The sequence below is a fragment of the Geothermobacter ehrlichii genome (genome assembly GCF_008124615.1).
Lineage (GTDB): Bacteria > Desulfobacterota > Desulfuromonadia > Desulfuromonadales > Geothermobacteraceae > Geothermobacter > Geothermobacter ehrlichii.
Map to the genome: position 1 here is coordinate 12,506 of NZ_VNIB01000015.1, position 24,030 is coordinate 36,535.

Here is a 24,030-nt window from a genome sequence, read left to right on the forward strand (position 1 = left end):
TAACGGCCGTTGTCTGTGTGCTGATTGTCTACTGGCAGAGCTTTCATCACCCGTGGGCGCTTGATGACGGGCCGGTCATCCTGCAGAACCCCGACATCCAGTCGTGGCAGAGTTTTCTGAAAAACGCTCGTCCGGGCAGGCCGGTCAGGGAATTGAGCCTGATGCTTGACCGTGCCCTGTGGGGCATGGATCCGACCTGGTGGCATGTGCAGCAGCTTTTCTGGCATGTGTTCAATGGGGTTCTGGTCTGGGTTCTGGGAAAGAAGTTGGGGCTTGGCGGTCGTGCGGCGTTGTTGGCCAGCCTGTTTTTTCTGCTGCATCCGGTACAGGTGGAAGTCGTTGCCAATCTTGCCAATCGCAAGGACAGCCTGGCTTTGGCGGGCATCCTTGTGTCGGTTATCGCTTTGCTGAATTTTCAGAAGGGAAAGGAGAGGCAGCGTTTTTTGTGGCTGGCGCTCGCCTTTGGTGCCGGTCTGCTGGCTTGTGGGGCGAAACAGACGGCGATCGGCCTGCTCCTGCTCTGGCCGGTCATCGAGTATCTCTGGTGTGATCAGGATCGGTATTTCTTGCTGCGACATCGCAGGCTTTTTGCTTCCGCTCTGGGAGCTGGCCTGGTTGCGGTCATGGCATGGTATCTGTTCGGGGGAGGGCGCGAGCAGTTTCTTGCCGATGCCAGACGTTGGTTCTACGTTTACCAGTATTTCGAGCCGACAGACGAGCTCGATCAGCTGCTGATGGTGCTGAAATCGAGCGGTTTTCTCGCATGGCATCTCGTCTGGCCGTTGAATCTTGCTCCCGACTACATCTATCCGCCACCGGCCGGGATTCTGGAGCCCCGGATTTTTCTGACCGGGCTGGGCTGGATTGGGGTCGGCATTCTGTTGCTGGTGCTATGGCGGAAGCGCCATCCGGCCTTTTTTTCGCTGCTGTGGGTGCTGGCCTTCTGGCTGCCTGTTTCGGGTCTCTGGCCGATTTCCTATTTTGCTGCCGATCGATATCTCTATATCCCCCTGGTTGGTCTGGCCATGCTGCTGGGTGGCGTCTACGATCGCTGCAGAAAGTGGGAGAGGGTGCTTGCGCCCCTCTTCCTGCTGTGGTTGGTGGCTCTTGCCGGATTGAGTTTTCAGCAGAACCGGATCTGGTTGTCGCCGGAACGGCTCTGGAAACATGCCGTCGAGGTGTCGCCGGAATCGAGCAGTGCCTGGAACAACCTTGGATTGGTGGTGCTGAACCAAGGGCATCCGGATACGGCCGCGAGCTACTTTGCCAAGGCCATCAGCCTCAACCCCTACAATGCGAATCCCTATTACAACTTGGGGCTGGCCTATGAAAAACAGGGAAATTTGGGGCAGGCGCTCGTCTATTACCGCAAGTTCGTGGAGGGACGCGCTCCGGGGCTGGTGCGGGAACGAGAGGCATTGCGGCAGCGGCTGCGGAGAACTTACGGAATTCGTCTGTGAATGAAAATGAGTTGCCGGCAAAACAGTCATAGCGATCTGCTGCATCCCGACGAAACGCTCGACGAGCTGGGCCATACCGGCCTGTCGCTGATTCAGGCGAAGGCCGGCTACCGATTTTCGCTCGATCCCTTTCTTCTCTGCGGGTTTGCGCCGCTGGCGGAGATGGCCGGCCGGCGGCTGGTCGATCTCGGCTGCGGCAACGGGGTGATTCCGCTGCTGGCGGCCCGGCAATCGGCGGCCGCCCGCATTGTCGGCATCGAACAGCAGCCGGCGATGGTCGAGCGGGCCCGCCGCAGTGTCCGGCTGAACGGGCTCGATGACAGGATCGAGATTCTGGCTGGACGGGTGCAGGACGTACCGGAACTGCTGCCGGTGCAGAGCGTCGATCTGGTTCTGTCCAATCCGCCGTTCCGCCCACCGCGGTCGGGGCGGATCGCCCCCGACGACGAGCGGGCGGCGGCCCGGCATGAGCTGGCGGGTGGTCTGGACGATTTCGTGCGGGCGGCGGCTTTTCTGCTGAAAAACGGCGGGCGCTTCTGTCTGGTGCATCTGACCGAGCGGCTGACTGACCTGCTGACGCTGTTGCGGCAGGCCTCCATCGAACCGAAACGGCTGCGGCTGGTGCATTCCCGGCGGAAGGAACCGGCGCGGCTGGTGCTGGTTGAGGGGCGACGGGCGGGAAGGCCGGGCCTGACCATCGAGCCGCCGCTGGTGGTCTACGAGGGGGAGGGGTACAGCGCCGAGGTTCTCGCCTGTTACGGCGCCTGAGCCTGCCGGCGGGCCTTGGCGTATTCGGCCTGGCGGATTCTGGCGCGCAGCACGGCGTCGGCCAGTTCGGGATCGGCCATGGCCGGCAGGGACGCCCTGATCCGTTCCAGCTCTTCTTCGGTCAGCGGGCAGCGCAGGGGACGATGCTCGTCGTCGGCGTTCCGGGCCGGCTCGACTTTGCCCCGACGCCAGTAGATGTCGGTGATCAGTTTCTCGCCCAGTGCCTGGTTGAGGCGCTGAAGGATCTGCGGCGCCATCATCCGCAGCTGCTGCATCCAGACCGGCTGGTCGACCCGCACCTCGAGCACGCTGTCGCGGATGCGCAGCGGCCTGGCGTGCCGGGCGATCTGCGGGCCGACGACCCTTTCCCACACCTGCCAGGCGCGATACTGCCTTAGCTTCAGATCGTAGCCGCGGCTGCTCAGCAGCTCGGCGGCGATCGATCCGGCGCGGAGCGCCCGTTTCATCGGGGGGCGCTTCGGAGTTTTCATCGCGCCCTCTTGCGCATCCGCCCGCCGAGGATCTGCCCGAGGACGGCGCAGGCCAGGGTCAGCGGCACGATGCTCCAGCCGAAGCCGTAGTGCAGCCGCAGCAGGATGATGAAGGGAATCGAAATGTGAATGTAGACAAACCAGCTCAGGGAAAACTTTCTGGCCCCTTCCCGCAGGTAGCCGAGGGGCAGGTTGGCGCCGAAGGAAACGACGAGAAGGCTGGTCAGGTGCAGTGCGGCCTGTTGCGACATGGAACGCTCCCGGGGTAAAATCTGAGTGATTTTATCGCCTATTCGGCTGCCGGTCAATGCCGGGGTTGCGTCGAGGGGACGCTTCGTGCCATGATGCCGGCCGCCGGCGGGCGAAGTAGCGACGGTTGAGAGGGGTCTGATGGTTGAAGACGGCGATCTGGTCGCCATCTTTCACTCGATTCACCGGGTGATGAAGGCGGAAAAGATACTCAAGGCGCAAAGGGCGGACATCCTGTTGATTCCGGTGCCGCGAAAGCTCAGCTCCGACTGTGGCCTGGCGATCCGGATCGCCGCCGACGGTTTCGAGGCCGTCTGGCGTCTGCTGGTCGAAGCCGGCCTGAGACCGCAGGAGCTCTACCGCAGTTGCGGCGACGATTTCGTTTCGTTGGAACTGCCGGAATGAAGCCTTTTTGCTTGACAGGTGGGGGCTTCCGTCTCTATTATCTCAATCTTTGTAAAAATGCTGATTTTGCGGCCAAAGGGCGATGTTCGATAATCTGACGGAAAAATTCGAGGCCGTCTTCAAGAAGCTGCGCGGCCACGGCCGGCTGACCGAGGAGAATATCCAGGAGGCCCTGCGCGAGGTCCGCCTGGTGCTGCTCGAGGCGGACGTCAACTTCCGCGTGGTGAAGGATTTTGTCGCTGCGGTGCGGGAGCGGGCCATCGGGCAGGATGTGCTCAAGAGCCTGACCCCGGCGCAGCAGGTGATCAAGATCGTCCGCGAGGAGCTGGCGCGGCTGATGGGGGAGGGGGAGGAGAACGACCTCGACCTTGCGGCCCGGCCGCCGGTGCCGGTGATGCTCTGCGGCCTGCAGGGCGCCGGCAAGACGACCACCTGCGGCAAGCTGGCGCTGTATCTGCGGCGGCAGAAGCGCAATCCGTTGCTGGTGCCGGCCGATATCTACCGTCCGGCCGCCATCGAACAGCTCAAGACCGTCGGCCGTCAGCTCGGCATCGAAGTCTTCGACAGCCAGCCAGGCGAGGATCCGGTGCGTATCTGCGAGCAGGCGCGCGAATACGCCGCCCTGAACGGATTCGACACCCTGATCCTCGATACTGCCGGCCGGTTGCACATCGACGAAGAGCTGATGGGCGAGCTGGTCCGCATCCGCGACTCTCTCGAACCGCGGGAGATTCTGTTCGTCGCCGATGCCATGACCGGCCAGGACGCGGTGACCGTCGCCGACAGCTTCAACCAGCAGCTCGACGTCACCGGGGTGATCCTGACCAAGCTCGACGGTGACGCCCGCGGCGGCGCCGCGCTTTCGATCCGGGCGGTGACCGGCAAGCCGATCAAGCTGGTCGGCCTCGGCGAGAAGATGGATGCCCTCGAGCGGTTCCATCCCGACCGGATGGCGCAGCGCATTCTCGGCATGGGCGATGTCCTGACCCTGATCGAGAAGGCGCAGGCCGCCGTCGAGGCGGAAGACGCCGCGAAGATGGAAGAGCAGCTGCGCAAGGAAGGCTTCACGCTCGAAACCTTTCGCGATCAGCTGCAGACCATCAAGAAGATGGGGTCGCTGGAGAGCCTGCTCAAGCTGATCCCCGGCGCCGGCAAGGCGATGAAGCAGATGCAGGGGATGCAGCTGCCGGACAAGGAGCTGAAGAAGATCGAGGCGATCATCAACTCGATGACCCGGCAGGAGCGGCGGAACCACCGTCTGCTCAACGGGTCGCGCCGGCTGCGCATCGCCCGTGGCAGCGGTACCACGGTGCAGGATGTCAATCAGCTCATCAAGCGCTTCACCGAGGCGCAGAAGATGATGAAGAAGATGCAGAAGCTCGGCCCCAAAGGGCTCAAGGGAATGATGCGCGGCATGCCTTTCTGACGAATGGCGAAAACGCCGGCGCGAATGTTCGGGACAAAGAAGAGACAAATCGACAGCAGGTGCTAAGATAATCAACAAGAAGGATATCCAGGAGGATAGCAACATGGCAGTAAAAATCAGGCTGGCCCGCGGCGGCGCCAAGAAGAAGCCGTTCTACCAGGTCGTCGTTGCCGATGAGCGTTTCCCGCGTGACGGTCGTTTCATCGCCAAGCTGGGCCAGTATGACCCGAAAGTCGATCCACCCATGGTCAATCTGAAGGAAGACCTGACCCTGGAATGGCTGCGCAAAGGGGCCCAGCCGACCGATACCGTGCGCAGTCTGCTGCGCGGCAGCGGCATCTGGGCCAAGTTCAAGGAGCAGCAACAAGGGGCTTGAACCTGAATCCGGGAGCTCTCACTGGCGGATAGCACAAGTCATTGACCTGTCTGAGCGTGTCAAAAATCACCGGTGAACCTATGGGTGCACCTGAGATTTTCGACAAGCTCTTTCAAGCCAAGTACTTGCACTCTCCATCCAGCAAGCATGAACTCACGGATCCAGGTTGTGATTCCGAGGGTTGACCTGAAACAGTGAGCCATTGCCGGCGGAAGACGCGAGTTGACCGGCCAGTACTCTTCCGCCCGGCATGACCTCACCGATTCAGGTTGGAGGCCGGGCCAACCCAGACACCAAAGGACGGACCCCCATGAAAGAGCTGATCGAGTTCATCGCCAAGTCCCTGGTGGAAAACCCCGAGGCCATCACCATTTCCGAAGAGGAAGGTGAGGACGGCACCATCCTCATCAAGCTGGCCGCCGCCCAGGACGACATGGGTCGGATCATCGGCAAGCAGGGACGGACGGCCAAGGCCATGCGGACCCTGCTCAATGCCAAGGCCACCCGGGAAAACAAGCGGGCCTCGCTGCAGATCATGGAGTGATGGCGACGGAGAGTCAGCATCTGGCCCTGGTGGGCAAGGTGGTTGGCACCCATGGACTGCAGGGGGACCTGAAGGTCAGGTCCCATCCGGAAAATCAGAGCGCGCTGCTCGCCGCTACCTGCCTCTACCTGAGACAGGAGGATGGGGAGTTGTTGCGTCTGGTTCCGGTTCGCACCGGCGCCAGCCGGGGCAATCTGCTCTTTCGTTTCAGGGGATACGGACATATCAGCCGGGTCGAACATCTGGTCGGTTGCCAGGTGCTGGTCGATCCGGATGAACTGGAGCGGACCGAAGAAGAGATCTTCTGGTTCGAAATCGCAGGCTTCGAGGTCGTCGACCGGGAAAGGGGGCCGATCGGGCGCCTGGTCGACATGTTTCGCACCGCCGCGCACGGCATCTACGTGGTCGACGGTCCCTACGGGGAGGTGCTGATTCCGGCCATTCCCCAGTTCGTCGAGGGGCTGGACGCCGAGGCCCGGGTGCTGCGGGTCGACGTGCCGCCCGGACTCTATCCGGATGCGTGATGATATTTGATATCCTGACCCTCTTTCCCGAGATGTGCCGTTCGCCCTTCGCGGTCAGCATTCTCGGCAAGGCGATCGAAAAGGGTCTGATCGAGGTCCATGCCCACTTTCTCCGCGACTGGGCGGAGGGGCGTCACCTGGTCACCGACGATGCCCCCTACGGCGGTGGGGACGGCATGGTGATGAAGGTCGAGCCGGTCGCCCGCGCGCTGGACGATCTGCGGTCGCGGCGACCCGGTTCGAAGGTGTTGCTGATGACGCCGCAGGGGCGTCCCCTGACCCAGAAGCTGGTCGAGGAGCTGGCGCGGGAAAAGGGCCTGATTTTTGTCTGTGGCCGCTATGAAGGGATCGACGAGCGGATCCGCTCGCTGGTCGATGACGAGATATCCCTCGGGGATTTCGTGCTCACCGGCGGCGAGCTGCCGGCGATGGTGATCATCGATGCCGTCGCCCGGCTGGTTCCCGGCGTGCTCGGCTCGGTCCGCAGCGCCGAAGCCGACTCGTTTTCCGACGGGCTGCTGGAATATCCGCAGTACACGCGGCCGGCCGAGTTCCGCGGCCAGAAGGTGCCCGAGGTGCTGCTTTCCGGCGATCATGGCGCCATCGCCCGTTGGCGGCGGCGCGAGCAGTTGCGGCGCACCCTGCAGCGCCGCCCCGATTTGCTCGAAAGCGCCGGGCTGAGCGACGAAGACCGGGCGCTGCTGAAGGAACTGCAGAGTGGGGACTGAAGCGATGCGCCTGGCCATCGCTCTGCTCCACTACCCGGTGCTCAACCGGGCGGGCGAGACGGTGACCACGGCGGTCACCAACCTCGACGTGCATGACCTGGCGCGCAGTGCCCTGACCTACGGCGTCGAACGCTTCTACGTGGTGACGCCGGTCGCCGAGCAGCGCCGGCTGGTGAACGAACTGCTCGACCACTGGTGTCGGGGCTTCGGCGCCCGGTACAATCCGGATCGGCGGCGGGCGCTCGAACTGGTCGAACCGGTCGCGACGCTGGATGAGGCCTTGGGCGACTACGCCGGGCGGACGGGGCGGGCGGTGACGCCGCTGCTGACCGGCGCCGGCCGGCGCGACGGACGCCCGCTGCGGGATCTGCGGCGCGAGCTGCAACGGCGGCCGCACATGCTCCTTTTCGGCACCGGCTCGGGGCTCGCTCCCGAGCTGTTCGAGCGGGGCTGGCCGGTCGTGGAGCCGATCGAGGGAACAACAGATTACAACCACCTGTCGGTGCGGGCCGCTTCGGCCATCCTGCTTGACCGGCTGGTGGCCGGATGCAGAAACGACAGTCAGGACATACAAAGAAACGACAAAGCGTCAGCTTGAGGAGGAAGTCATGAATATTGTCGACCGGATCGGCATGGAACAGATGCGCAAGAACATCCCGACTTTCAAGGCGGGAGACACCGTGCGTGTGCACGTCAAGATCACCGAGGGCGACAAGGAGCGGATCCAGGTGTTTCAGGGGGTCTGCATCAAGCGGGTGAACCGCGGCATCGGTTCGACCTTCACTGTCCGCAAGGTTTCCGGCGGCATCGGGGTGGAGCGTGTTTTCCCGCTGCACGCCCCGGTGATCGACAAGATCGAGGTGGTGACCGTCGGCCGCGTGCGTCGCGCCAAGCTCTATTACCTGCGCAACCTGTACGGCAAGGCCGCCCGGATCCGCGAAAAGCGGGTCAACTGAGCAGGCTGCCGACATGAACGAAAAAAGCCCCGCCTTGCAGCGGGGCTTTTTTCGTTCGGCTGACGCCGTAGAATCGTGCCTGGCTTACCCGTGGTGCCCGGCGACACCGGCGGCGGCGATGACGTGGTTGGCCTTGGCCGCCCAGTAGCCGACGGCGATCAGCACATAGATGCCGAGGGCTACCCAGCCGCCCTTGGCGAAGGCCTTGCGGAAGACCGGCCAGTCGACCAGGAACACCAGATAGAAAGCCAGAACCAGAACACAAATTGCCAACAGCATGGCAACCTCCTCTTGCGACGCGGGATCGGTCCGTGTCCCGGCGGGCGGACGCGGAGCCGGATCCGGGTCATTAAATTTTTGCAGATTCTATAACAGGATGTTAAAAATGCCAAAACCTTTTTGCCCCCCCCTGGGCGGGTGTTCGGAGGGAGGAACTGTCGTGACCCTGGATCTTTTTTCCGAAACGGAGGAACATCCCCTCTTTTTCGAACAGCAGGCGGCCCGCCGGGGCTTTCGAACCGTAGCCGGCATTGACGAGGCAGGTCGTGGCCCGCTGGCCGGTCCGGTGGTGGCGGCCGCCGTCGTGCTGCCGGAATCGTTCGATCTGCCCGGCCTGACCGATTCCAAGCAGCTGACGGCCGTCCGGCGGCGGGAACTGTTTTACCTGATCCGCCGTCAAGCCCGCGCCATCGGGGTCGGCATCGTGGACGCCGCCGAGGTCGACCGGCGCAACATCCTTCAGGCCACGCTCGAAGCCATGCGGCTGGCAGTCTGCCGCCTGCGGCAGCCGGCCGATTTCCTGCTGGTCGACGGCATTTCGAAAATCCCCCTCGACCGGCCGCAGCTGACTCTGAAAAAGGGGGATTCCCGCTCCCTGTCGGTCGCTGCCGCTTCGGTGGTGGCCAAGGTGGTGCGGGACCGGATGATGCTCGGCTACGACCGCAAATATCCCGGATACGGCTTCGCCGGCCACAAGGGATACGGCAGCGCCGCCCACCGGCAGGCCATCGCCCGGCTCGGCCCCTGTCCCATCCACCGCAAGACCTTCGCCGGAGTCAGGGAACATGTCACCGCATGAACGGCAGACCCTCGGCAGCTGGGGGGAGCGGATGGCGGCGGCCTATCTGCGGCAAAAGGGGCTGAGGATTCTCTGCACCAACTACCGGACGCCGGTCGGCGAGATCGACCTTGTCGCCCGCAACCGGCGGCACCTGGTCTTCGTCGAGGTCAAGACCCGCCGCGGCACCGGCTACGGCTCGCCCCAAGAGGCGGTGGGCAGCCGCAAGCAGCGGCAGATCATTCGCGCCGCCCAGTGGTACATCAACGACCGCGGCGCTTCGGGGCTGCAGCCGCGTTTCGATGTGGTGGCGGTTTTGCGTTTCGGCGACGGGGCGCGCATCGAGCACATCGAGAACGCCTTCGGGCTGCCCGCCTGAGGCGGACTCGACAGCGACCGGATGATGGCCTATGCTTTGACCTGATTCAGGTTGACCTGGTTCAGGTCGGCGACAGGGATGGCGACAATGAAGGAACTGAGCGAGAAATTCACCGATTTCGGCCTGTTGCGGCTTGCGGTCGGCTCTCCCGAGCTGAAAGTGGCCGATCCCGGGTTCAACGTCGAACAGATGATTGAGCTTGCCCGACGGGCAAAAGAACGGGGCTGCCAGCTGCTGCTGCTGCCCGAGCTTTGCCTGACCGGCTACAGCTGCGGCGACCTCTTCTACCAGCCGGCCCTGCAGCGGGCGGCCGAGGTCGGCCTGCTCGAGCTGGCCGGCCTGAGCCGTGAACTCGACCTGCCGCTGGTGGTCGGTCTGCCGGTGGCGATCGATGGCCGGCTCTACAACTGCGCCGCCTTTCTGGCCGGCGGGCGCGTCTGCGGCCTGGTTCCCAAGACCCACCTGCCCAACAGCGCCGAATTCTACGAAGAACGCTGGTTCTCCGCCGCCGACAGGCTGACCGTGGCCGAGGTGGTCGTCGGCGGAACGAGTGTTCCCGTCGGCCGCGACCTGCTCTTTGCCGCCGACAACCATCCCTGCTGTCTGGTTGGCATCGAGATCTGCGAAGACCTCTGGTCGGTCGAGCCGCCTAGCGGTCGGCAAGCCGCCGCCGGCGCCGCCCTGCTGCTCAACCTGTCGGCCAGCCCCGAGGTGCTCGGCAAGCAGGGCTATCGCCGGCAGCTGGTCGCTTCCCAGTCGGCCCGCTGCCTAGCAGCCTATGCCTATGCTTCGGCGGGGCCGGGCGAGTCGAGCACCGATCTGGTTTATGCCGGCCACAGCCTGATCGCCGAAAACGGCCAGATTCTGGCCGAGACCGAACGCTTCCTTTTCGACAGCCAGCTGGCCGTCGCCGACATCGACCTGGCGCGGCTGCAGCTCGAACGGCAGCGCAACACCAGTTTCGCCGATGCCGACAGCGACGATTTCCGAGTGATTTCCTTTTCCCTCGGCCGGGCCTGCGCCGAAAGCCTGCTGCGGCCGATCCCGCGGCGGCCCTTCGTGCCCGAGGCGGACCGGGAGCGGGACGAGCGCTGCGAGGAGATTTTCGCCATCCAGACCACCGGCCTGGCCCGGCGGCTGCGGCACACCGGCAGCCGGCAGGTTGTGATCGGAGTCTCCGGCGGCCTTGATTCGACCCTGGCGCTGCTGGTGGCGATCCGCGCCTTCGACCGGCTCGGACTGCCGCGCTCCGGCATCCTGGCGGTAACCATGCCCGGTTTCGGCACCACCGAGCGCACGCGCTGCAACGCCGGCAAGCTGGCGGAACTGCTCGGGACGACACTGAAAGTGGTGCCGATCCACGCCAGTGTGCGGCAGCATTTCGCCGACATCGGCCACGACGAGAGCCGCCACGACATCACCTACGAGAACGCCCAGGCCCGCGAACGGACCCAGATCCTGATGGACCTGGCCAACCAGGTCGGCGGCCTGGTCATCGGCACCGGCGACCTGTCGGAGCTGGCCCTGGGCTGGGCAACCTACAACGGCGACCACATGTCGATGTACGCGGTCAACGTCGGCGTTCCCAAGACCCTGGTCCGCTACCTGGTCGACTGGTGCGCCGAGCGGGTTTTCGACGGGGAAACCCGCGCCGTGCTGCACGACGTGAGCGCCACCCCGGTGTCACCGGAACTGCTGCCGCCGGACGCCAACGGCGATATCGGCCAGAAGACGGAAGAGACCGTCGGGCCCTACGAGCTGCACGATTTTTTCCTCTATCACGCGGTGCGCCTGCACTATCCGCCGGCCAAGATTTTCGCCTTCGCCTGCCAGGCCTTTGCCGGCAGCTACCGGCGGGACGAGATTCTCCGCTGGCTCAGGGTCTTCTTCCGGCGCTTCTTCAGCCAGCAGTTCAAGCGTTCCTGCCTGCCCGACGGCCCCAAGGTCGGCAGCGTTGTGCTGTCGCCGCGCGGCGACTGGCGGATGCCGTCGGATGCTTCGTCGGCGTTGTGGCTGGCGGAATTGGAGGAGATTGAGAATTTCGGTGGCCTTGCATCCGAACCTTTTTGAGCAGCCTGGTCTGTCGATAATCTTGGTCGCAGATTGAATAACCGCTATCCAGTAGGGGCGCGATTTGTCGCCCCTGCGAACGGGCTCCACCCCATGCTCTATCTTGTCGCCACGCCGATCGGCAATCTCGAGGACATGACCTTCCGGGCCGTGCGCATTCTGCGCGAGGTCGATCTCATCGCCTGCGAGGATACCCGCCACAGCCGCAAGCTGCTGGAGCATTTCGACATCGCCACGCCGCTGACTTCCTTTCACGAGCACAACGAGCGGGACAAGGGGGAGAAGCTGCTGGCCGAGCTGCGTTCGGGCCGGAAGCTGGCCCTGATCAGCGATGCCGGCACGCCGGCGATCAGCGATCCGGGCTACCGCCTGGTGCGGCGCTGCCACGAGCTGGGTATCGTGGTTACCATCGTGCCCGGCGCCCAGGCGGCGGTCAGTGCCCTGGCGGTCAGTGGTCTGCCGACCGACCGGTTTGCCTTCGAGGGCTTTCTGCCGGCGAAGTCCGCCGCCCGCCGGAAGCGGCTGCGGCAGCTGCTTCCGGAAAGCAGGACACTGGTCTTTTACGAGGCGCCGCACCGGTTGGCGGCCAGCCTGCGCGACCTGGCCGAACTCTGTCCGGAGCGGGAACTGGTGGTGGTGCGGGAGCTGACCAAGCTGCACGAGGAGATCTGCCGCGGTTCGGCAGGCGAGCTGGCCGAACGCTGGCGGACGGAAAAGGTACGCGGCGAGGTGGTGCTGCTGGTGGCGCCGGGCGAGGGAGAGCGGCCCGAGATCGATCTGCCGACCGCCTTGCGGCGGGAACTGGCGGCCGGCCGCCCGATACGCGAGGTCAGTCGGGAGTTGGCTGCGGCCTACGGGATGTCCGGCAGCGAGGTCTACCGGTTGGCCCAGCGGCTGAAGGATGAAGGCAGCGACTGATCAATCAGCGGACAGAAAAATCGCCGAAGGCTTCCGTCGCCTCCTGCCACTGAACAGTGACGTCGCTGACACAGGCGGCCGGCGGTCCCTGCCGGCACCAGGCGATCAGCTCTTCCAGGGCCGTCGTCTCCCCTTCGGCGACGGCTTCGACCCGACCGTCGGCCAGGTTGCGCACCCAGCCGGCCAGCCCGAGCTGTCGGGCCTTCTCCTGGGTGCTCGCCCGGTACCAGACGCCCTGAACCTTGCCGGAAATCAGCAGGTGAACCTGTTTCTTCTCGTTCATTCCAGCTCCTCGATGCGTTGCAGAAATTCCGCCTCGCTGATGATCTCGATGCCGAGCTGAAGGGCCTTTTCCAGCTTGCTGCCGGCGTCCTGCCCGGCGACGACGGTGTCGGTCCTGCGGCTCACCGAGCCGGCGGCCTTGCCTCCCAGCCGCTCCACCATCTGCTGTGCTTCCCGGCGTTTCAGCTTTTCCAGACTGCCGGTAAAGACATAGATCTTGCCGGCCAGCGGGCCGGCATCGGCCGCCACTTCTTCCACCGGTTGCGGTTCGACGCCCAGCTGTCGCAGCTGTTCGAGAATCTCGCGGTTGCGCGGCGAGGCAAAGAAGGCGCGCAGACTTTCGGTGACGCGCGGTCCGATTTCGTGAATGGCGAGCAGGGTCTCCTCGGCGGCGGCGGCCAGGGCTTCGAGAGTCGGAAAGTGGCGGGCCAGCAGTCGGGCCAGGTGGCTGCCGACATGGCGGATGCCGAGGGCGAAGAGGAAGCGGTCGAGGGGGCGTTTCCGGCTGATGTCGATCGCCCGCAGCAGCTTGTCGGCCGACTTTTCCCCCATCCGCTCCAGCGGCAGCAGATCGTCGCGGGTCAGCCGGTAGAGATCGGCGACGCTTGCCACCAGCCCCTTGTTCAGCAGCTGGTCGATGGTCCGTTCGCCGAGACCGTCGATGTCCATCGCCTGGCGTGAGGCGAAATGCCGGATCGCTTCCTTCAGCCGCGCCGGGCAGGCCAGGCCCTGGCAGCGGGGGACGACCTCGTCCTGCAGGCGGGCGACGGGAGAGCCGCAGGCGGGGCAGCTGTCGGGCGGGTCGACCAGCCGTTCGCTTCCCGTACGTCGGTCGGTCAGCACCTTGACCACGTCGGGGATGACATCGCCGGCGCGTTCGACCACCACCGTGTCGCCGACGCGGATGTCGAGTCGGGCGATCTCGTCCCAGTTGTGCAGGCTGGCGCGGGAGACGGTGACACCGCTGACCTCGACCGGCTTCAGCACGGCGACCGGCGTCAGGGCGCCGGTGCGGCCGACCTGGACGCGGATCTCCTCTACGGTCGTCGTTGCCTGGCGCGGCGGAAATTTCATTGCGATGGCCCAGCGCGGTGTGCGGCTCTTGGCTCCAAGTTGCCGTTGCAGGGCACGGTCGTTGACCTTGACCACCATGCCGTCGATTTCGAAGGGGAGCTGCTCGCGCTGCTCCAGCAGTTCCCGGTAGCAGGCGATCACCTCGTCGGCGCCGCGGGCCAGGCGGGTTCCCGCGACGTTGGTGCGCAGTCCCCACTGCCGGAATCTCTCCAGCAGCTGCTGCTGGCTGGCGATCTCCTCGCCGACGAGTCGGCCGACTCCATAGCAGAAGATGCGCAGCGGCCGTTTGGCGGTCTGGCGCGGGTCGAGCTGACGCAGGCTGCCGGCGGCGGCGTTGCGCGGATTGGCGAACGCCGCTTCGCCCTCTTCCTCGCGCCGGCGGTTGAAACGGCGGAAGTCCTCGAGTTCGATGTAGACTTCGCCACGCACGTCGACCAATTCGGGACAGGGGCGGTTCAGGCGCAGCGGCACGCTGCCGATGGTGCGCAGGTTGTCGGTGATCTCCTCGCCGACGGTGCCGTCGCCCCGGGTCGAGCCGACGGCGAGAACGCCGTCCTGGTAGGTCAGCTCGACGGCGACGCCGTCCAGCTTCATTTCGCACAGGTAGGTGACCGGCTCGTCGCTGCCCAGGGCGCGGCGGACGCGGGCGTCGAATTCGATAAACTCCTCTTCGTCGAGGGCGTTTTCCAGCGAAAGCATCGGTTCGGCGTGCCGGACCTGCCTGAAGGACGCGAGCGGCGGCGCGCCGACCCGGCGCGACGGCGAGTCGGGGGTGGCCAGTTCGGGCCATTCCTTCTCCAGCGCCAGCAGCTCGCGAAACATCCGGTCGTATTCGGCGTCGGAAATCTCCGGCCGGTCGAGCACGTGGTAGAGATGACTGTGTCGGTGCAGCTCGTCGGCGAGCTGCCGGTGGCGGCGTCTGGCTTCGGTTGCGTCCATGTCTGGCTCCCCGGAAATCGGCCCGCGTTCGGCGCGGCAGTTCGGCTTATACCACAGGCGCGTCCGATTGCCAACTGCCTGAAAATAGGTTAAACTCCGCCTTTAGATGCTGCCGGAGTTCGCATGACCGAAGACCAGTACTGGCGCCTGGGGGCGCTTGCCATTCTTTTTCTGTTTTCCGCCTTCTTTTCCGGTTCGGAAACGGCCCTGACCGCCATAGACCGGGTGCGGATCCATTACCTCGTCGAGAAACAGCAGCGCGGAGCCAGGCGGCTGGAGAAGCTCCTTGCCCAGCCCGACCGGCTGCTCTCGGCCATTCTCATCGGCAACAATCTGGTCAATATCGCCGCCTCGGTCTTCGCCACCACCCTTTTCGTCGCCTGGTTCGGCGACCAGCGTGGCGAGCTGGCGACCATCCTGATCCTGACGCCGCTGCTGCTTTTGCTGGCCGAGGTCTGTCCCAAAACCTACGCCAAACGGAATCCGGAGCGGGTCGCCTTTTGGGTGCTGCAGCCGATCATCGTCGTCATGTGGCTGCTCACTCCGCTGGTTGGCCTGGTGACCTTTGTTTCCGGGCTGCTGACCCGGCTGGTGCCGCAGGAAGCTGAGCAGCCGGTGATTTCGGGCGACGAGATTCGCGCCATGATCAACGTCGGCGAGAAGGTCGGCGTGGTGGCTGAAGAGCAGCACCGCATGCTGCACGGCATCTTCGAGCTGGCCGAAATCAGCGTTCGCGACGTCATGATTCCGCGCACCGAGGTGATCGGCATCGAGGCGGGGGCCAGCTTCGAGGAGGTGTTGCGCATCGTCCAGGAATCGAAGCATTCACGCTTTCCGGTCTACGAGGGGGACCTGGACCACGTCCGCGGCATCATTCACTCCAAGGAGATTCTCGACTACGTGCATCGTCCCGAGGATTTCTCCCTGCCCCGGCTGGCGCGGCGTCCCTTCTTCGTTCCCGAGTCGACGCCCATCGAGGCCCTGCTCCATTCTTTCCGCAAGCGGCGCGTCCACCTGGCCATGGTGGTCGACGAGTACGGCGGTGTGGAGGGAATCGTCACCCTGGAGGACGTGGTCGAGGAGATCGTTGGCGAGATCCAGGACGAGTACGACGAGGACGAGGTGTTGATCCGGCAGTTGGAGCCGGATCGCTACCTGGTCGACGCCAGCGCCTCCATCCGGCTGATCAACCGCCGCTTCGACCTGCGGCTGTCGGAGCGGCACGCCACCACCATGGCCGGATTCGTCCTGCGTATGCTGGGCGAAATCCCCCGGGAGGGGGATGTCTGCCGGGCCGACGGCGTGGAGCTGGTAGTGCGCAAGATGGACCAGCAGCGCATCGAAGAGCTCGAGATGCGCATCCTCGATGCGTCCGAACAGGTTGGCTCCTGAGTTTTTCGCTTCTTTGTGCTTCCTGTCGGCGGACTGGTATGGTGGAAATGGCCCCAAGGCAGCGGTCCCACTTCTCTTTCCACTTCTGGACATGAATTCGACATACGACTTCCTCGTTTTCGGGTCGTTCCCACTGGAATGACACCCACCGTCGAATCGTCTAAACCCTTAAAAAATTGTCAAATTCCCTTGACACCCTGGTTGACGGCCAGTATATTTCGACCAAGGTGGGAAAAAGTGCCAGAAAAGGCCAGAAGGTGTCATGGTCAATTTCACGGGGAAATATTTCAACAGCATCGACGCCAAGGGGCGGGCGATTATCCCGGCCAGATTCCGGGAGGAACTGGCCCGCGCCTACGACGACGATCGGCTGGTGGTGACCGAAGGGGATGGCGGCCTCGACTGCTATCCCGTTCCCCAGTGGAAGGAGATAGTCGCGCGGATCGATGCGCTGGAGCCGGGGCAGTTCAAGGACGACCTCTACATGACCACGGTTTCGCCGGCGATCGAATGCAGTTTCGACAGGCAGGGGCGGATTCAGCTGACACCGGCCCTGCGTGAACATGCGGGTCTGGTGGGGGAGACGCGGGAATTCGTGGCGATCGGGGTCAGTAACAAGATTCGCATCATGACCCGGCAGCAGCATGCCGACCAGCGTGCCCAGGCGCAGGAGCGGCTGCGCCAGAATCCCCAGGCCCGGTACAACCTCGGTCTTTGATTCCTGATGACGGCGGACTTTACGCACCGGCCGGTGATGCCGCAGGAGGTTCTCGAACTGCTGGCGCCGCGGCCCGGCGGCACCTATCTCGACGGTACCGTCGGCGGCGGCGGTCATGCCCGGCTGATTCTCGAGGCAAGTTGCCCCGACGGGCGCTTGGTCGGTCTCGATCGCGACGCCGAGGCGCTGGCGGCGGCACATCGTACCCTCGCCCCCTTCGGCGGGCGGGTCTCGCTGGTTCGCTCGGCCTTCGCCGATTTCGAGACGGTGCTCGACCGGCTCGGGATCGATCGGCTCGACGGCATGCTGCTCGACCTCGGGGTGTCGTCCCACCAGCTCGACAGCGCCGAGCGCGGCTTCTCCTTTCGCCGTGACGGCCCGCTCGACATGCGGATGAACCGCGACGAGGGGGAGACGGCGGCCGAGGTGCTGGCCAGCCGCAGTGCCGACGAGCTGGCCCGGATCTTCCGCGAGTACGGCGAAGAGCGCTACGCCCGCCGGATCGCCAGGCGGATCGTCGCCGAGCGACAGGTCGCCGAACTGCGGACGACGCGCCAGCTGGCCGAGCTGGTGGCGCAGGTGGTGCCCCCCTCGCGGGACAGCCGGCGCATTCACCCGGCTACCCGGGTCTTCCAGGCGTTGCGCATCGCCGTCAACGGCGAGCTCGAGCAGGTGGAGCAGGGGGTGCGGCGCGGCATCGGGCGGCTGCGGCCCGGCGGCCGCCTGGTGGTCATCAGTTTTCATTCCCTGGAAGACCGGCTGGTCAAGCGGATCTTCCGGGATGCGGCCCGCGGCTGCATCTGTCCGCCGCGGCTCCCGGTCTGCCAGTGCGGCCGGGTACCTGAAGTGAGGTTGCTGACCCGCAGGGCGCTGCGGCCCTCGGCGACCGAAATTGAAGCGAACGTACGCTCCCGCAGCGCGGTGCTGCGGGCTGTCGAACGGCAGGGATGACGCTGCCGTGGAGGGATGCATGGCTGATCAGCTGACTCGGTCCATACCCAAGGTAAATGGATTCAGCCTGCAGCGGCCCAGCCTGTTGCCGCTCTTCCTCTTTCTCGGGCTGGTCCTGGTTGTTGCGCTCTTCTTCGTCTGGACCCGCCTGCAGGTGGTCAATCTCGAATACGACATCTCCCGGCTCGAGGGGCAGTTGCGGCATCTGCGGCAGCAGTCCCGCCAGCTGAAGCTGGAGGCGGCGAGCCTGAGCCGGCCGGATCGCATCGAGGCTCTGGCCCGGAAGGAGTTGAAGCTCGGGTTCCCCGGGCCGCAGCAGATCATTCCGGTTCGCTGATGAAACGGCCGGGTGACGGGAACCACTGGCGCATCCGGGGATTCGGGCTGCTGTTCGTGCTGGCTTTTGTCGCGGTGGCGTCCCGGGCCTGGTACCTGCAGATTCACTGTCGTGACCAGTGGCTGAAGAGGGCCGAGAACCAGCATCAGAAGGTCATTCCCCTGACGCCGCAGCGGGGAGCGATCTACGACCGCAACGGAGAGGAGCTGGCGCTGAGCATCGAGGTCGATTCCATCTACGTCAATCCCTACCAGGTCAAGGACGTTGCGGCGACCGCCCGGCGGCTTGCCCCGCTGGTCGGGATGCGGGAAAAGGCGGTGTGGGCCAAGCTGGGTAGCAAAAGACGCTTCGTCTGGCTCAAGCGCCAGGTGTCGCCGGTCGAGAGCCGTCGGGTGCGCAGCCTGAAGCTGCCAGGCATCCATTTCATCAAGGAGCACAAGCGCTACTATCCGAACGGCTCGCTCGGGGCACAGGTGATCGGTTTCACCGGCCTTGACCCGCACGGGCTCGAGGGGCTGGAGCTGGCCTACGACAGCGTGGTGCTCGGCGAGGGCGGCTACCTGATCACCGAGCGGGACAACCTCGGACGCGGCATCGCCGGTGACGAGGGGGCGGTCAACGGCGCCAGCAACGGCGGCTCCCTCTACCTGACGCTGGACAAGAACATTCAGTATATCGCCGAGAAGGAACTGGCGGCGGCGGTCAAGGCCCTGCAGGCCAGGGCGGGCACGGTGGTGGTGCTCGACCCGCAGACGGGAGCGGTGCTGGCGATGGCCAGCCAGCCCGATTTCAATCCCAACGCCTTCAACCGCTACGGTCCGCAGAACTATCGCAATCGGGCCGTCGCTGACGCCTTCGAGCCCGGTTCGACCCTCAAGACCTTCCTGCTGGCGGCGGCTCTCGACAAGGGGGTGGTCGGGCCGAAGGACCGGGTCTACTGCGAGAAGGGGAGCTACCGGGTCGGCGGCAAGGAGATTCACGACCATCATCCCTACGGCTGGCTGACGGTCGGCGAGGTGCTCAAATACAGCTCCAACATCGGCGCGGCCAAGATCGGCAAGGCCCTGGAGCGGAAGCGTTTCTACCGGGCCCTGCGCGATTTCGGATTCGGCAGCCGCACCGGCATCGGCCTGCCGGGCGAAGCCGAGGGCAAGTTGCGGCCGCCGGAGGACTGGTTCGAGGTCGACCTGGCCGCCATCTCCTTCGGCCAGGGGATGACGGCGACGCCGCTGCAGATCGCCACCGCCATGGCGGCCATCGCCAACGGTGGCTATCTGATGCGGCCCTACATCGTCGAGCGGGTGGTGGACGGCTATGGCCAGACCGTCGAGTCGCACGGCCCCAGCATCGTCCGCCGGGTCATTTCGGAACGGACCGCCGACACCGTCCGCCGGATGCTCGAAATGGCGGTGGAAAAGGGCGGCACGGGCACGCTGGCGGCGGTGCCCGGGTTCAAGGTCGCCGGCAAGACGGGGACGGCGCAGAAGGTCGATCCGGTGGCGGGCGGCTACGCCGTCGACCGCTATGTGGCGAGTTTCGTCGGCTTTGTTCCGGCAGAAGAGCCGAAGCTGGTCATACTGGTTCTGATCGACGAGCCGAAAGGCAAGTCGTACGGCGGCCTGGTGGCGGCGCCGGTCTTTTCGCGCATTGCCAGCCAGGCCCTGGCGCAGCTGAAGGTTGCGCCGAAACGGCCGGTACGGGACCGGAGGCTGCGACCGTTGCCGCAACTGGCGCGCAACCGGATGCCGGCGCTACCGGTCGCATCGGTGGCCGGCGGTAGCGACGGCGCGCCGCTGATGCCCGACTTCACCGGCATGAGTTACCGGCAGGTGCTGCAGACCATGGAGCGGACGGGGCTGAATGTCAGCCTGCGCGGGTCCGGACGGGTGGTGGAACAGTTTCCGCTGCCCGGTCGTGCCGTTCCCCTCGGCAGCGAGACCTGGGTCAGGCTCTCGCAGCCCTTCGGCCAGAATCTCTGACCGCGAAGGACGCAAGAAAGGATCGTCCTGGTGAAACTGAGCGAACTGACAGCCGGCATCGAAGGCCTTCGCATCGACGGCAATCCGGAGGTGGAGGTTGGCGGCATCTGCTATGACTCGCGGCGGGTGAAGCCGGGCGACCTGTTCTGCGCCCTGCGCGGCGCGGTGACCGACGGCCACCGGTTCATTGACCAGGCGGTCGAGGCCGGCGCCGGCGCGGTGCTGCGCGAAGACGGTGAGCCGACTGCCGGCGTCACCACCCTGCAAACGGAGAATGGGCGGGCTGTCATGGCGGCTCTGGCGGCGCGCTTCTACGGTCATCCAACCGCCGGCATGAAGGTGGTCGGCATCACCGGCACCAACGGCAAGACGACCGTCAGTTACCTGTTGGAAAGCCTACTGAACGAGGCGGATGAGCACGTTGCCGTCATCGGCACCGTCGCCTATCGTTTCGGGTCGCGCCTGCTGCCGGCGCCGAACACCACGCCGGAGGCGGTCGACCTGCAGCGGCTGGCGGCCGAATTCAGGGAGCAGGGCTGTACCGCCCTGGTGATGGAAGTCTCGTCGCACGCCCTGGCCCAGCAGCGGGTGGTCGGGGTGGCGTTTGACGTCGGGGTCTTCACCAACCTGACCCCCGAGCATCTTGACTATCACCGCGAGATGGAGAGCTATTTCGCCGCCAAGAGGTTGCTCTTCGCTCCCGAAGGCGGGGCGGCCAGGGCGGTGATCAACATCGACGACCCCTGGGGAGTGCGGCTGGCGAAAGAACGCCCGGACGCCGTCACCTGCGGTTTTGACGCCGCCGCCAGGGTGCGGATCGTCGACGCCGAGCTCGGCATGGAGGGGATCCGGGCGAAACTGGCGACGCCGGCCGGCGAGCTGAGCATTCGCTCGCCGCTGCTGGGCCGTTTCAATCTGGCCAATCTGGTCTGCGCCGCCGGCGTGGGGGTCGCCCTGGGCATGGATACAGAGCGGATCGAACGCGGGCTGGCGGCGCTGCAGCGGGTTCCGGGGCGGCTGGAATCGGTCGAAAACCGGCTCGGAGCGCGGATCCTGGTCGATTACGCCCACACCGGCGATGCCCTCGAGAAGGCCCTGGAGACCCTGCGCGACCTGCGGCCGCGGCGGCTGCTGACCGTCTTCGGCTGTGGCGGTGACCGGGATCGGGGCAAGCGGCCGCAGATGGGTGAGGTCGCCGCCCGGCTCTCCGACCTGGTGATCGTCACCTCCGACAATCCGCGCAGCGAGGATCCGCAGCGGATCATCGCCGACATCCTGCCGGGTCTCGAGCGGACGGAGGCGAAGCGGCTGGCGACGGCAGAACTGCCGGAGGCCGGCACCACCGGCTACCTGGTGATTGCCGACCGGCGGCGGGCGATCGAGACGGCGGTGGCGCTGACCGGCCGTGGCGACATTCTGCTGGTGGCCGGCAAGGGACATGAGGATTACCAGATCATCGGTGCCCGGAAGATCCACTTCGACGACCGCGAGGAGATCCGGCGGGCGCTGGATGGAAGGACAACCAAGGAATGAAACTTTCGGTACGCAAAATAGCGGAAATCACGGGCGGCCGTCTGTCGCCGGCCGGTGCCGAGGTGGTGGTGAGCGGCATCTCCACCGACAGTCGCACCATCCGGCCGGGTGAGCTGTTCGTTCCTTTGCGCGGACCGAAGTACGACGGCCACGATTTTCTGCTGCGTGCCCTGCAGAACGGGGCCGCCGCCTGCCTGAGCGAGGAAGTGATCGCCGGGCTGAAGGTGCCGGTGATCCAGGTGGAGGACAGTCTGCGGGCTCTCGGCGATCTCGCCGCCGCCCACCGTCGCGGCTACCGGGGGCCGCTGGTGGCGGTGACCGGCAGCAGTGGCAAGACGACCACCAAGGAGATGCTCGCCGCCATTCTGGAGCGGACGGCGCCGGGGCTGAAGTCAGCGGGCAATTTCAACAACCTGGTCGGTGTTCCGCTCACCCTGTTCGGTCTGCGGCCGGAAAGTCATCGCTGGACGGTGATCGAGATGGGCATGAGCGCTCGGGGCGAAATCGCCCGCCTGGCGGAGATCGCCGCGCCCACCCTGGGGCTGATCACCAATATCGGTCCGGCCCATCTCGAAACCCTGCATGGCCTCGACGGCGTGGCACGCGCCAAGGGCGAGCTGTTCGCCGCCCTGAAGCCCGGCGCTGTCGCCGTGGTCAATGCCGACGATCCCCGGGTGCTCGCCCTGCCGGTGGCCAACGGTGTGCGGCGGATTCTCTACGGCCTGTCCGGCGACGCCGAGGTCAGGGCCGAGGATGTCGAGGCCCGCGGCCGCCAGGTCCGGTTCCGTCTCCACATCGGCGGGCAATCGGCCGAAGTGGTGCTGCCGGTGGCCGGCCGGTTCAATGTCAGCAACGCCCTGGCCGCGGTGGCCGCAGCCAGGGCGCTCGATGTTCCCCTCGACGTCATCGTCGCCGGCCTGTGTGGCTTCAGTCCCCTGCAGGGACGCATGCAGCTGCATACCCTGGCTTCCGGCGCCCTGCTGCTGAAGGACGACTACAACGCCAATCCGCTGTCGATGGGAGCGGCCCTCGAGGCGCTCGACCAGCTCGAGGGCGGCGGCCGTCGCATCGCCGTTCTCGGCGACATGCTTGAGCTCGGCGACGAGAGCCGCCGGCTGCACCGCGAGGTCGGTGCCCGGGCGGCCCGCCATTGCGACCTGCTGCTGCTGCTCGGCGACATGGCCGAGGCGATGGCCGACGGCGCCCGTGCCGCCGGCCTGTCAGCCCGCCGCATCCGGATCGCCGCCGACCATGACGAGGCCGCCGGCTGCCTGGCGCGGGTGCTGCGCAAGGGCGACCGGGTTCTGGTCAAGGGATCGCGCGGCATGCGCATGGAACGCATCGCCGACCGGCTGTTGTCCACCGACGACGGCAAGGCCGGGAAAGGGGGCGCCTGATGCTCTACCATCTGCTCTATCCCCTGCACGAACATTTCTCGGCCTTCTACGTCTTCAGGTTCATCACCTTCCGCACCATCTACGCCGCCATCACGGCGCTGGTGCTCTCCTTCATCATCGGCCCCTGGCTGATCCGCAAGCTGTCGGAGCTGCAGATCGGCCAGCAGATCCGCAAGCTTGGTCCGGAGTCGCACTTCAAGAAGGAAGGGACCCCGACCATGGGTGGCACCCTGATCCTGTTCGCCATCGTGCTGCCGACCCTGCTCTGGGCCGACCTGACCAACATCTTCGTCTGGATCGTTCTCTTCGTCACCGTCAGTTACGGCATCGTCGGATTCGTCGATGACTACCGCAAGGTGAGGCTGAAAAACACCGAGGGCCTGCGCCCGCGGCAGAAGATGTTCTGGCAGCTGCTGGTGGCGCTGCTCGCCGGTGTCGCCCTCTACCTGCATCCGGACTTCGACAGCACCCTGAGTGTCCCCTTCTTCAAGGGCGTGCGGCCGGATCTCGGCCTGTTCTACATCCCCTTCGCCGTTCTGGTGGTGGTCGGAACCAGCAACGCCGTCAACCTGACCGACGGTCTCGACGGCCTGGCCATCGGGCCGATGATCATCGCCTCGAGCACCTACCTGGTCTTCGCCTACGTCGCCGGCCATGCCAGGGTAGCTGCCTATCTGCAGATCAGCGCCATCTCCGGTGCCGGCGAGCTGTCGATCCTCTGTGGTTCGATGGTCGGCGCCGGCCTCGGGTTCCTCTGGTTCAACACCTACCCGGCCCAGGTCTTCATGGGCGATGTCGGCAGTCTGTCGCTGGGCGGCGCCCTGGGGACCATCGCCGTCATCACCAAGCAGGAGATTGTGCTGGTGATCGTCGGCGGCATCTTCGTCATGGAGGCGCTGTCGGTCATCTTCCAGGTGGCGTCCTTCCGGCTCTGGGGGCGGCGGATCTTCCGCATGGCGCCGGTGCACCATCATTTCGAGCTGAAAGGCTGGCCTGAGCCGAAGATCATCGTTCGGTTCTGGATCGTCAGCATCATCCTGGCCCTGGTGGCTCTTTCGACCCTGAAGCTGAGGTGAG

Annotated in this window: 27 protein-coding genes; 22 read left to right on the forward strand and 5 right to left on the reverse strand. The window is 65.3% G+C overall.

Annotated elements, in window-relative coordinates; translation table 11 throughout:
* Window positions 1-17 precede the first annotated feature (17 nt).
* Window positions 18-1,460, forward strand: a complete 1,443-nt coding sequence (locus EDC39_RS13280; protein WP_148896880.1) for a tetratricopeptide repeat protein — start codon at window positions 18-20, stop codon at window positions 1,458-1,460.
* A complete protein-coding gene (locus EDC39_RS13285; protein WP_148896881.1) occupies window positions 1,461-2,228 on the forward strand; it encodes a tRNA1(Val) (adenine(37)-N6)-methyltransferase in 768 nt (255 codons plus the stop codon).
* Here the strand turns inward: EDC39_RS13285 and EDC39_RS13290 are convergent.
* Entirely contained in the window at window positions 2,216-2,719 is a 504-nt protein-coding gene (locus EDC39_RS13290) for a DUF721 domain-containing protein (protein ID WP_148896882.1), read from the reverse strand. The two genes, EDC39_RS13285 and EDC39_RS13290, sit on opposite strands and share 13 nt — an antisense overlap.
* Complete coding sequence (locus EDC39_RS13295) at window positions 2,716-2,970, reverse strand: hypothetical protein (protein ID WP_148896883.1); 255 nt, start codon at window positions 2,968-2,970, stop codon at window positions 2,716-2,718. The genes EDC39_RS13290 and EDC39_RS13295 overlap by 4 nt, the downstream gene beginning before the upstream one ends.
* Window positions 2,971-3,109: 139 nt before the next feature.
* Between EDC39_RS13295 and EDC39_RS13300 the strand changes: the two genes are divergently transcribed.
* From EDC39_RS13300 to rplS, 8 genes are all read left to right on the forward strand, one after another.
* On the forward strand, window positions 3,110-3,373 hold the full coding sequence (locus tag EDC39_RS13300) for a DUF3343 domain-containing protein (RefSeq protein WP_148896884.1): 264 nt from the start codon (window positions 3,110-3,112) through the stop codon (window positions 3,371-3,373).
* Between the two features lie 82 nt (window positions 3,374-3,455).
* Window positions 3,456-4,799 carry a signal recognition particle protein gene (ffh, locus tag EDC39_RS13305; protein ID WP_148896885.1) on the forward strand — a complete coding sequence of 448 codons (1,344 nt, stop codon included), beginning with the start codon at window positions 3,456-3,458 and terminating at the stop codon, window positions 4,797-4,799.
* Between the two features lie 103 nt (window positions 4,800-4,902).
* Window positions 4,903-5,175 carry a 30S ribosomal protein S16 gene (gene rpsP, locus EDC39_RS13310; RefSeq protein ID WP_148896886.1) on the forward strand — a complete coding sequence of 91 codons (273 nt, stop codon included), beginning with the start codon at window positions 4,903-4,905 and terminating at the stop codon, window positions 5,173-5,175.
* Window positions 5,176-5,485: 310 nt separating this feature from the next.
* Window positions 5,486-5,719 carry a KH domain-containing protein gene (locus tag EDC39_RS13315; protein ID WP_148896887.1) on the forward strand — a complete coding sequence of 78 codons (234 nt, stop codon included), beginning with the start codon at window positions 5,486-5,488 and terminating at the stop codon, window positions 5,717-5,719.
* On the forward strand, window positions 5,719-6,243 hold the full coding sequence (rimM, locus tag EDC39_RS13320; RefSeq protein ID WP_148896888.1) for a ribosome maturation factor RimM: 525 nt from the start codon (window positions 5,719-5,721) through the stop codon (window positions 6,241-6,243). The genes EDC39_RS13315 and rimM overlap by 1 nt, the downstream gene beginning before the upstream one ends.
* A complete protein-coding gene (gene trmD, locus EDC39_RS13325; RefSeq protein ID WP_148896889.1) occupies window positions 6,243-6,971 on the forward strand; it encodes a tRNA (guanosine(37)-N1)-methyltransferase TrmD in 729 nt (242 codons plus the stop codon). Before rimM ends, trmD begins: the two co-directional genes overlap by 1 nt.
* Window positions 6,961-7,569: an RNA methyltransferase gene (locus EDC39_RS13330; protein ID WP_246140259.1), complete on the forward strand. Its 609-nt coding sequence runs from the start codon at window positions 6,961-6,963 to the stop codon at window positions 7,567-7,569. Before trmD ends, EDC39_RS13330 begins: the two co-directional genes overlap by 11 nt.
* 10 nt (window positions 7,570-7,579) lie before the next feature.
* Window positions 7,580-7,927, forward strand: a complete 348-nt coding sequence (rplS, locus tag EDC39_RS13335; protein WP_148896890.1) for a 50S ribosomal protein L19 — start codon at window positions 7,580-7,582, stop codon at window positions 7,925-7,927.
* 84 nt (window positions 7,928-8,011) lie between these two features.
* Here the strand turns inward: rplS and EDC39_RS13340 are convergent, their stop codons facing one another.
* Window positions 8,012-8,206: a hypothetical protein gene (locus EDC39_RS13340; RefSeq protein WP_148896891.1), complete on the reverse strand. Its 195-nt coding sequence runs from the start codon at window positions 8,204-8,206 to the stop codon at window positions 8,012-8,014.
* 160 nt (window positions 8,207-8,366) lie between these two features.
* Here EDC39_RS13340 and EDC39_RS13345 point away from each other — a divergent pair, with 160 nt between their 5' ends.
* From EDC39_RS13345 to rsmI, 4 genes are all read left to right on the forward strand, one after another.
* On the forward strand, window positions 8,367-9,005 hold the full coding sequence (locus EDC39_RS13345) for a ribonuclease HII (RefSeq protein WP_246140260.1): 639 nt from the start codon (window positions 8,367-8,369) through the stop codon (window positions 9,003-9,005).
* On the forward strand, window positions 8,992-9,363 hold the full coding sequence (locus EDC39_RS13350) for a YraN family protein (RefSeq protein ID WP_148896893.1): 372 nt from the start codon (window positions 8,992-8,994) through the stop codon (window positions 9,361-9,363). Before EDC39_RS13345 ends, EDC39_RS13350 begins: the two co-directional genes overlap by 14 nt.
* A gap of 87 nt (window positions 9,364-9,450) precedes the next feature.
* Window positions 9,451-11,433, forward strand: a complete 1,983-nt coding sequence (locus EDC39_RS13355) for an NAD(+) synthase (protein ID WP_148896894.1) — start codon at window positions 9,451-9,453, stop codon at window positions 11,431-11,433.
* Window positions 11,434-11,526: 93 nt separating this feature from the next.
* Window positions 11,527-12,351 (forward strand): 16S rRNA (cytidine(1402)-2'-O)-methyltransferase, encoded by an 825-nt coding sequence (rsmI, locus tag EDC39_RS13360; RefSeq protein WP_148896895.1) that lies wholly within the window; start codon window positions 11,527-11,529, stop codon window positions 12,349-12,351.
* 4 nt (window positions 12,352-12,355) lie between these two features.
* Here rsmI and EDC39_RS13365 read toward each other — a convergent pair whose 3' ends face one another.
* Both EDC39_RS13365 and ligA read right to left on the reverse strand, forming a co-directional pair.
* Entirely contained in the window at window positions 12,356-12,634 is a 279-nt protein-coding gene (locus EDC39_RS13365; RefSeq protein WP_148896896.1) for an acylphosphatase, read from the reverse strand.
* Complete coding sequence (gene ligA / locus EDC39_RS13370) at window positions 12,631-14,646, reverse strand: NAD-dependent DNA ligase LigA (protein ID WP_148896897.1); 2,016 nt, start codon at window positions 14,644-14,646, stop codon at window positions 12,631-12,633. Before ligA ends, EDC39_RS13365 begins: the two co-directional genes overlap by 4 nt.
* A gap of 123 nt (window positions 14,647-14,769) precedes the next feature.
* Between ligA and EDC39_RS13375 the strand changes: the two genes are divergently transcribed.
* The 8 genes from EDC39_RS13375 to mraY all read left to right on the forward strand — a co-directional run bounded on the left by EDC39_RS13375 (window position 14,770) and on the right by mraY (window position 24,029).
* A complete protein-coding gene (locus EDC39_RS13375) occupies window positions 14,770-16,038 on the forward strand; it encodes an HlyC/CorC family transporter (protein WP_148896898.1) in 1,269 nt (422 codons plus the stop codon).
* A gap of 262 nt (window positions 16,039-16,300) precedes the next feature.
* Entirely contained in the window at window positions 16,301-16,756 is a 456-nt protein-coding gene (locus EDC39_RS13380; protein WP_148896899.1) for a division/cell wall cluster transcriptional repressor MraZ, read from the forward strand.
* 6 nt (window positions 16,757-16,762) lie between these two features.
* Window positions 16,763-17,707 (forward strand): 16S rRNA (cytosine(1402)-N(4))-methyltransferase RsmH, encoded by a 945-nt coding sequence (gene rsmH, locus EDC39_RS13385; protein WP_148896900.1) that lies wholly within the window; start codon window positions 16,763-16,765, stop codon window positions 17,705-17,707.
* Window positions 17,708-17,726: 19 nt separating this feature from the next.
* Window positions 17,727-18,044: a cell division protein FtsL gene (ftsL, locus tag EDC39_RS13390; RefSeq protein ID WP_148896901.1), complete on the forward strand. Its 318-nt coding sequence runs from the start codon at window positions 17,727-17,729 to the stop codon at window positions 18,042-18,044.
* Window positions 18,044-20,023 (forward strand): penicillin-binding protein, encoded by a 1,980-nt coding sequence (locus EDC39_RS13395; protein ID WP_148896902.1) that lies wholly within the window; start codon window positions 18,044-18,046, stop codon window positions 20,021-20,023. The genes ftsL and EDC39_RS13395 overlap by 1 nt, the downstream gene beginning before the upstream one ends.
* Before the next feature lie 30 nt (window positions 20,024-20,053).
* Window positions 20,054-21,556 carry a UDP-N-acetylmuramoyl-L-alanyl-D-glutamate--2,6-diaminopimelate ligase gene (locus tag EDC39_RS13400; RefSeq protein ID WP_148896903.1) on the forward strand — a complete coding sequence of 501 codons (1,503 nt, stop codon included), beginning with the start codon at window positions 20,054-20,056 and terminating at the stop codon, window positions 21,554-21,556.
* Complete coding sequence (locus tag EDC39_RS13405) at window positions 21,553-22,953, forward strand: UDP-N-acetylmuramoyl-tripeptide--D-alanyl-D-alanine ligase (protein ID WP_148896904.1); 1,401 nt, start codon at window positions 21,553-21,555, stop codon at window positions 22,951-22,953. The genes EDC39_RS13400 and EDC39_RS13405 overlap by 4 nt, the downstream gene beginning before the upstream one ends.
* Window positions 22,953-24,029, forward strand: coding sequence for a phospho-N-acetylmuramoyl-pentapeptide-transferase (mraY, locus tag EDC39_RS13410; RefSeq protein ID WP_148896905.1), 1,077 nt, complete (start codon window positions 22,953-22,955; stop codon window positions 24,027-24,029). The genes EDC39_RS13405 and mraY overlap by 1 nt, the downstream gene beginning before the upstream one ends.
* Window position 24,030: the final 1 nt, after the last annotated feature.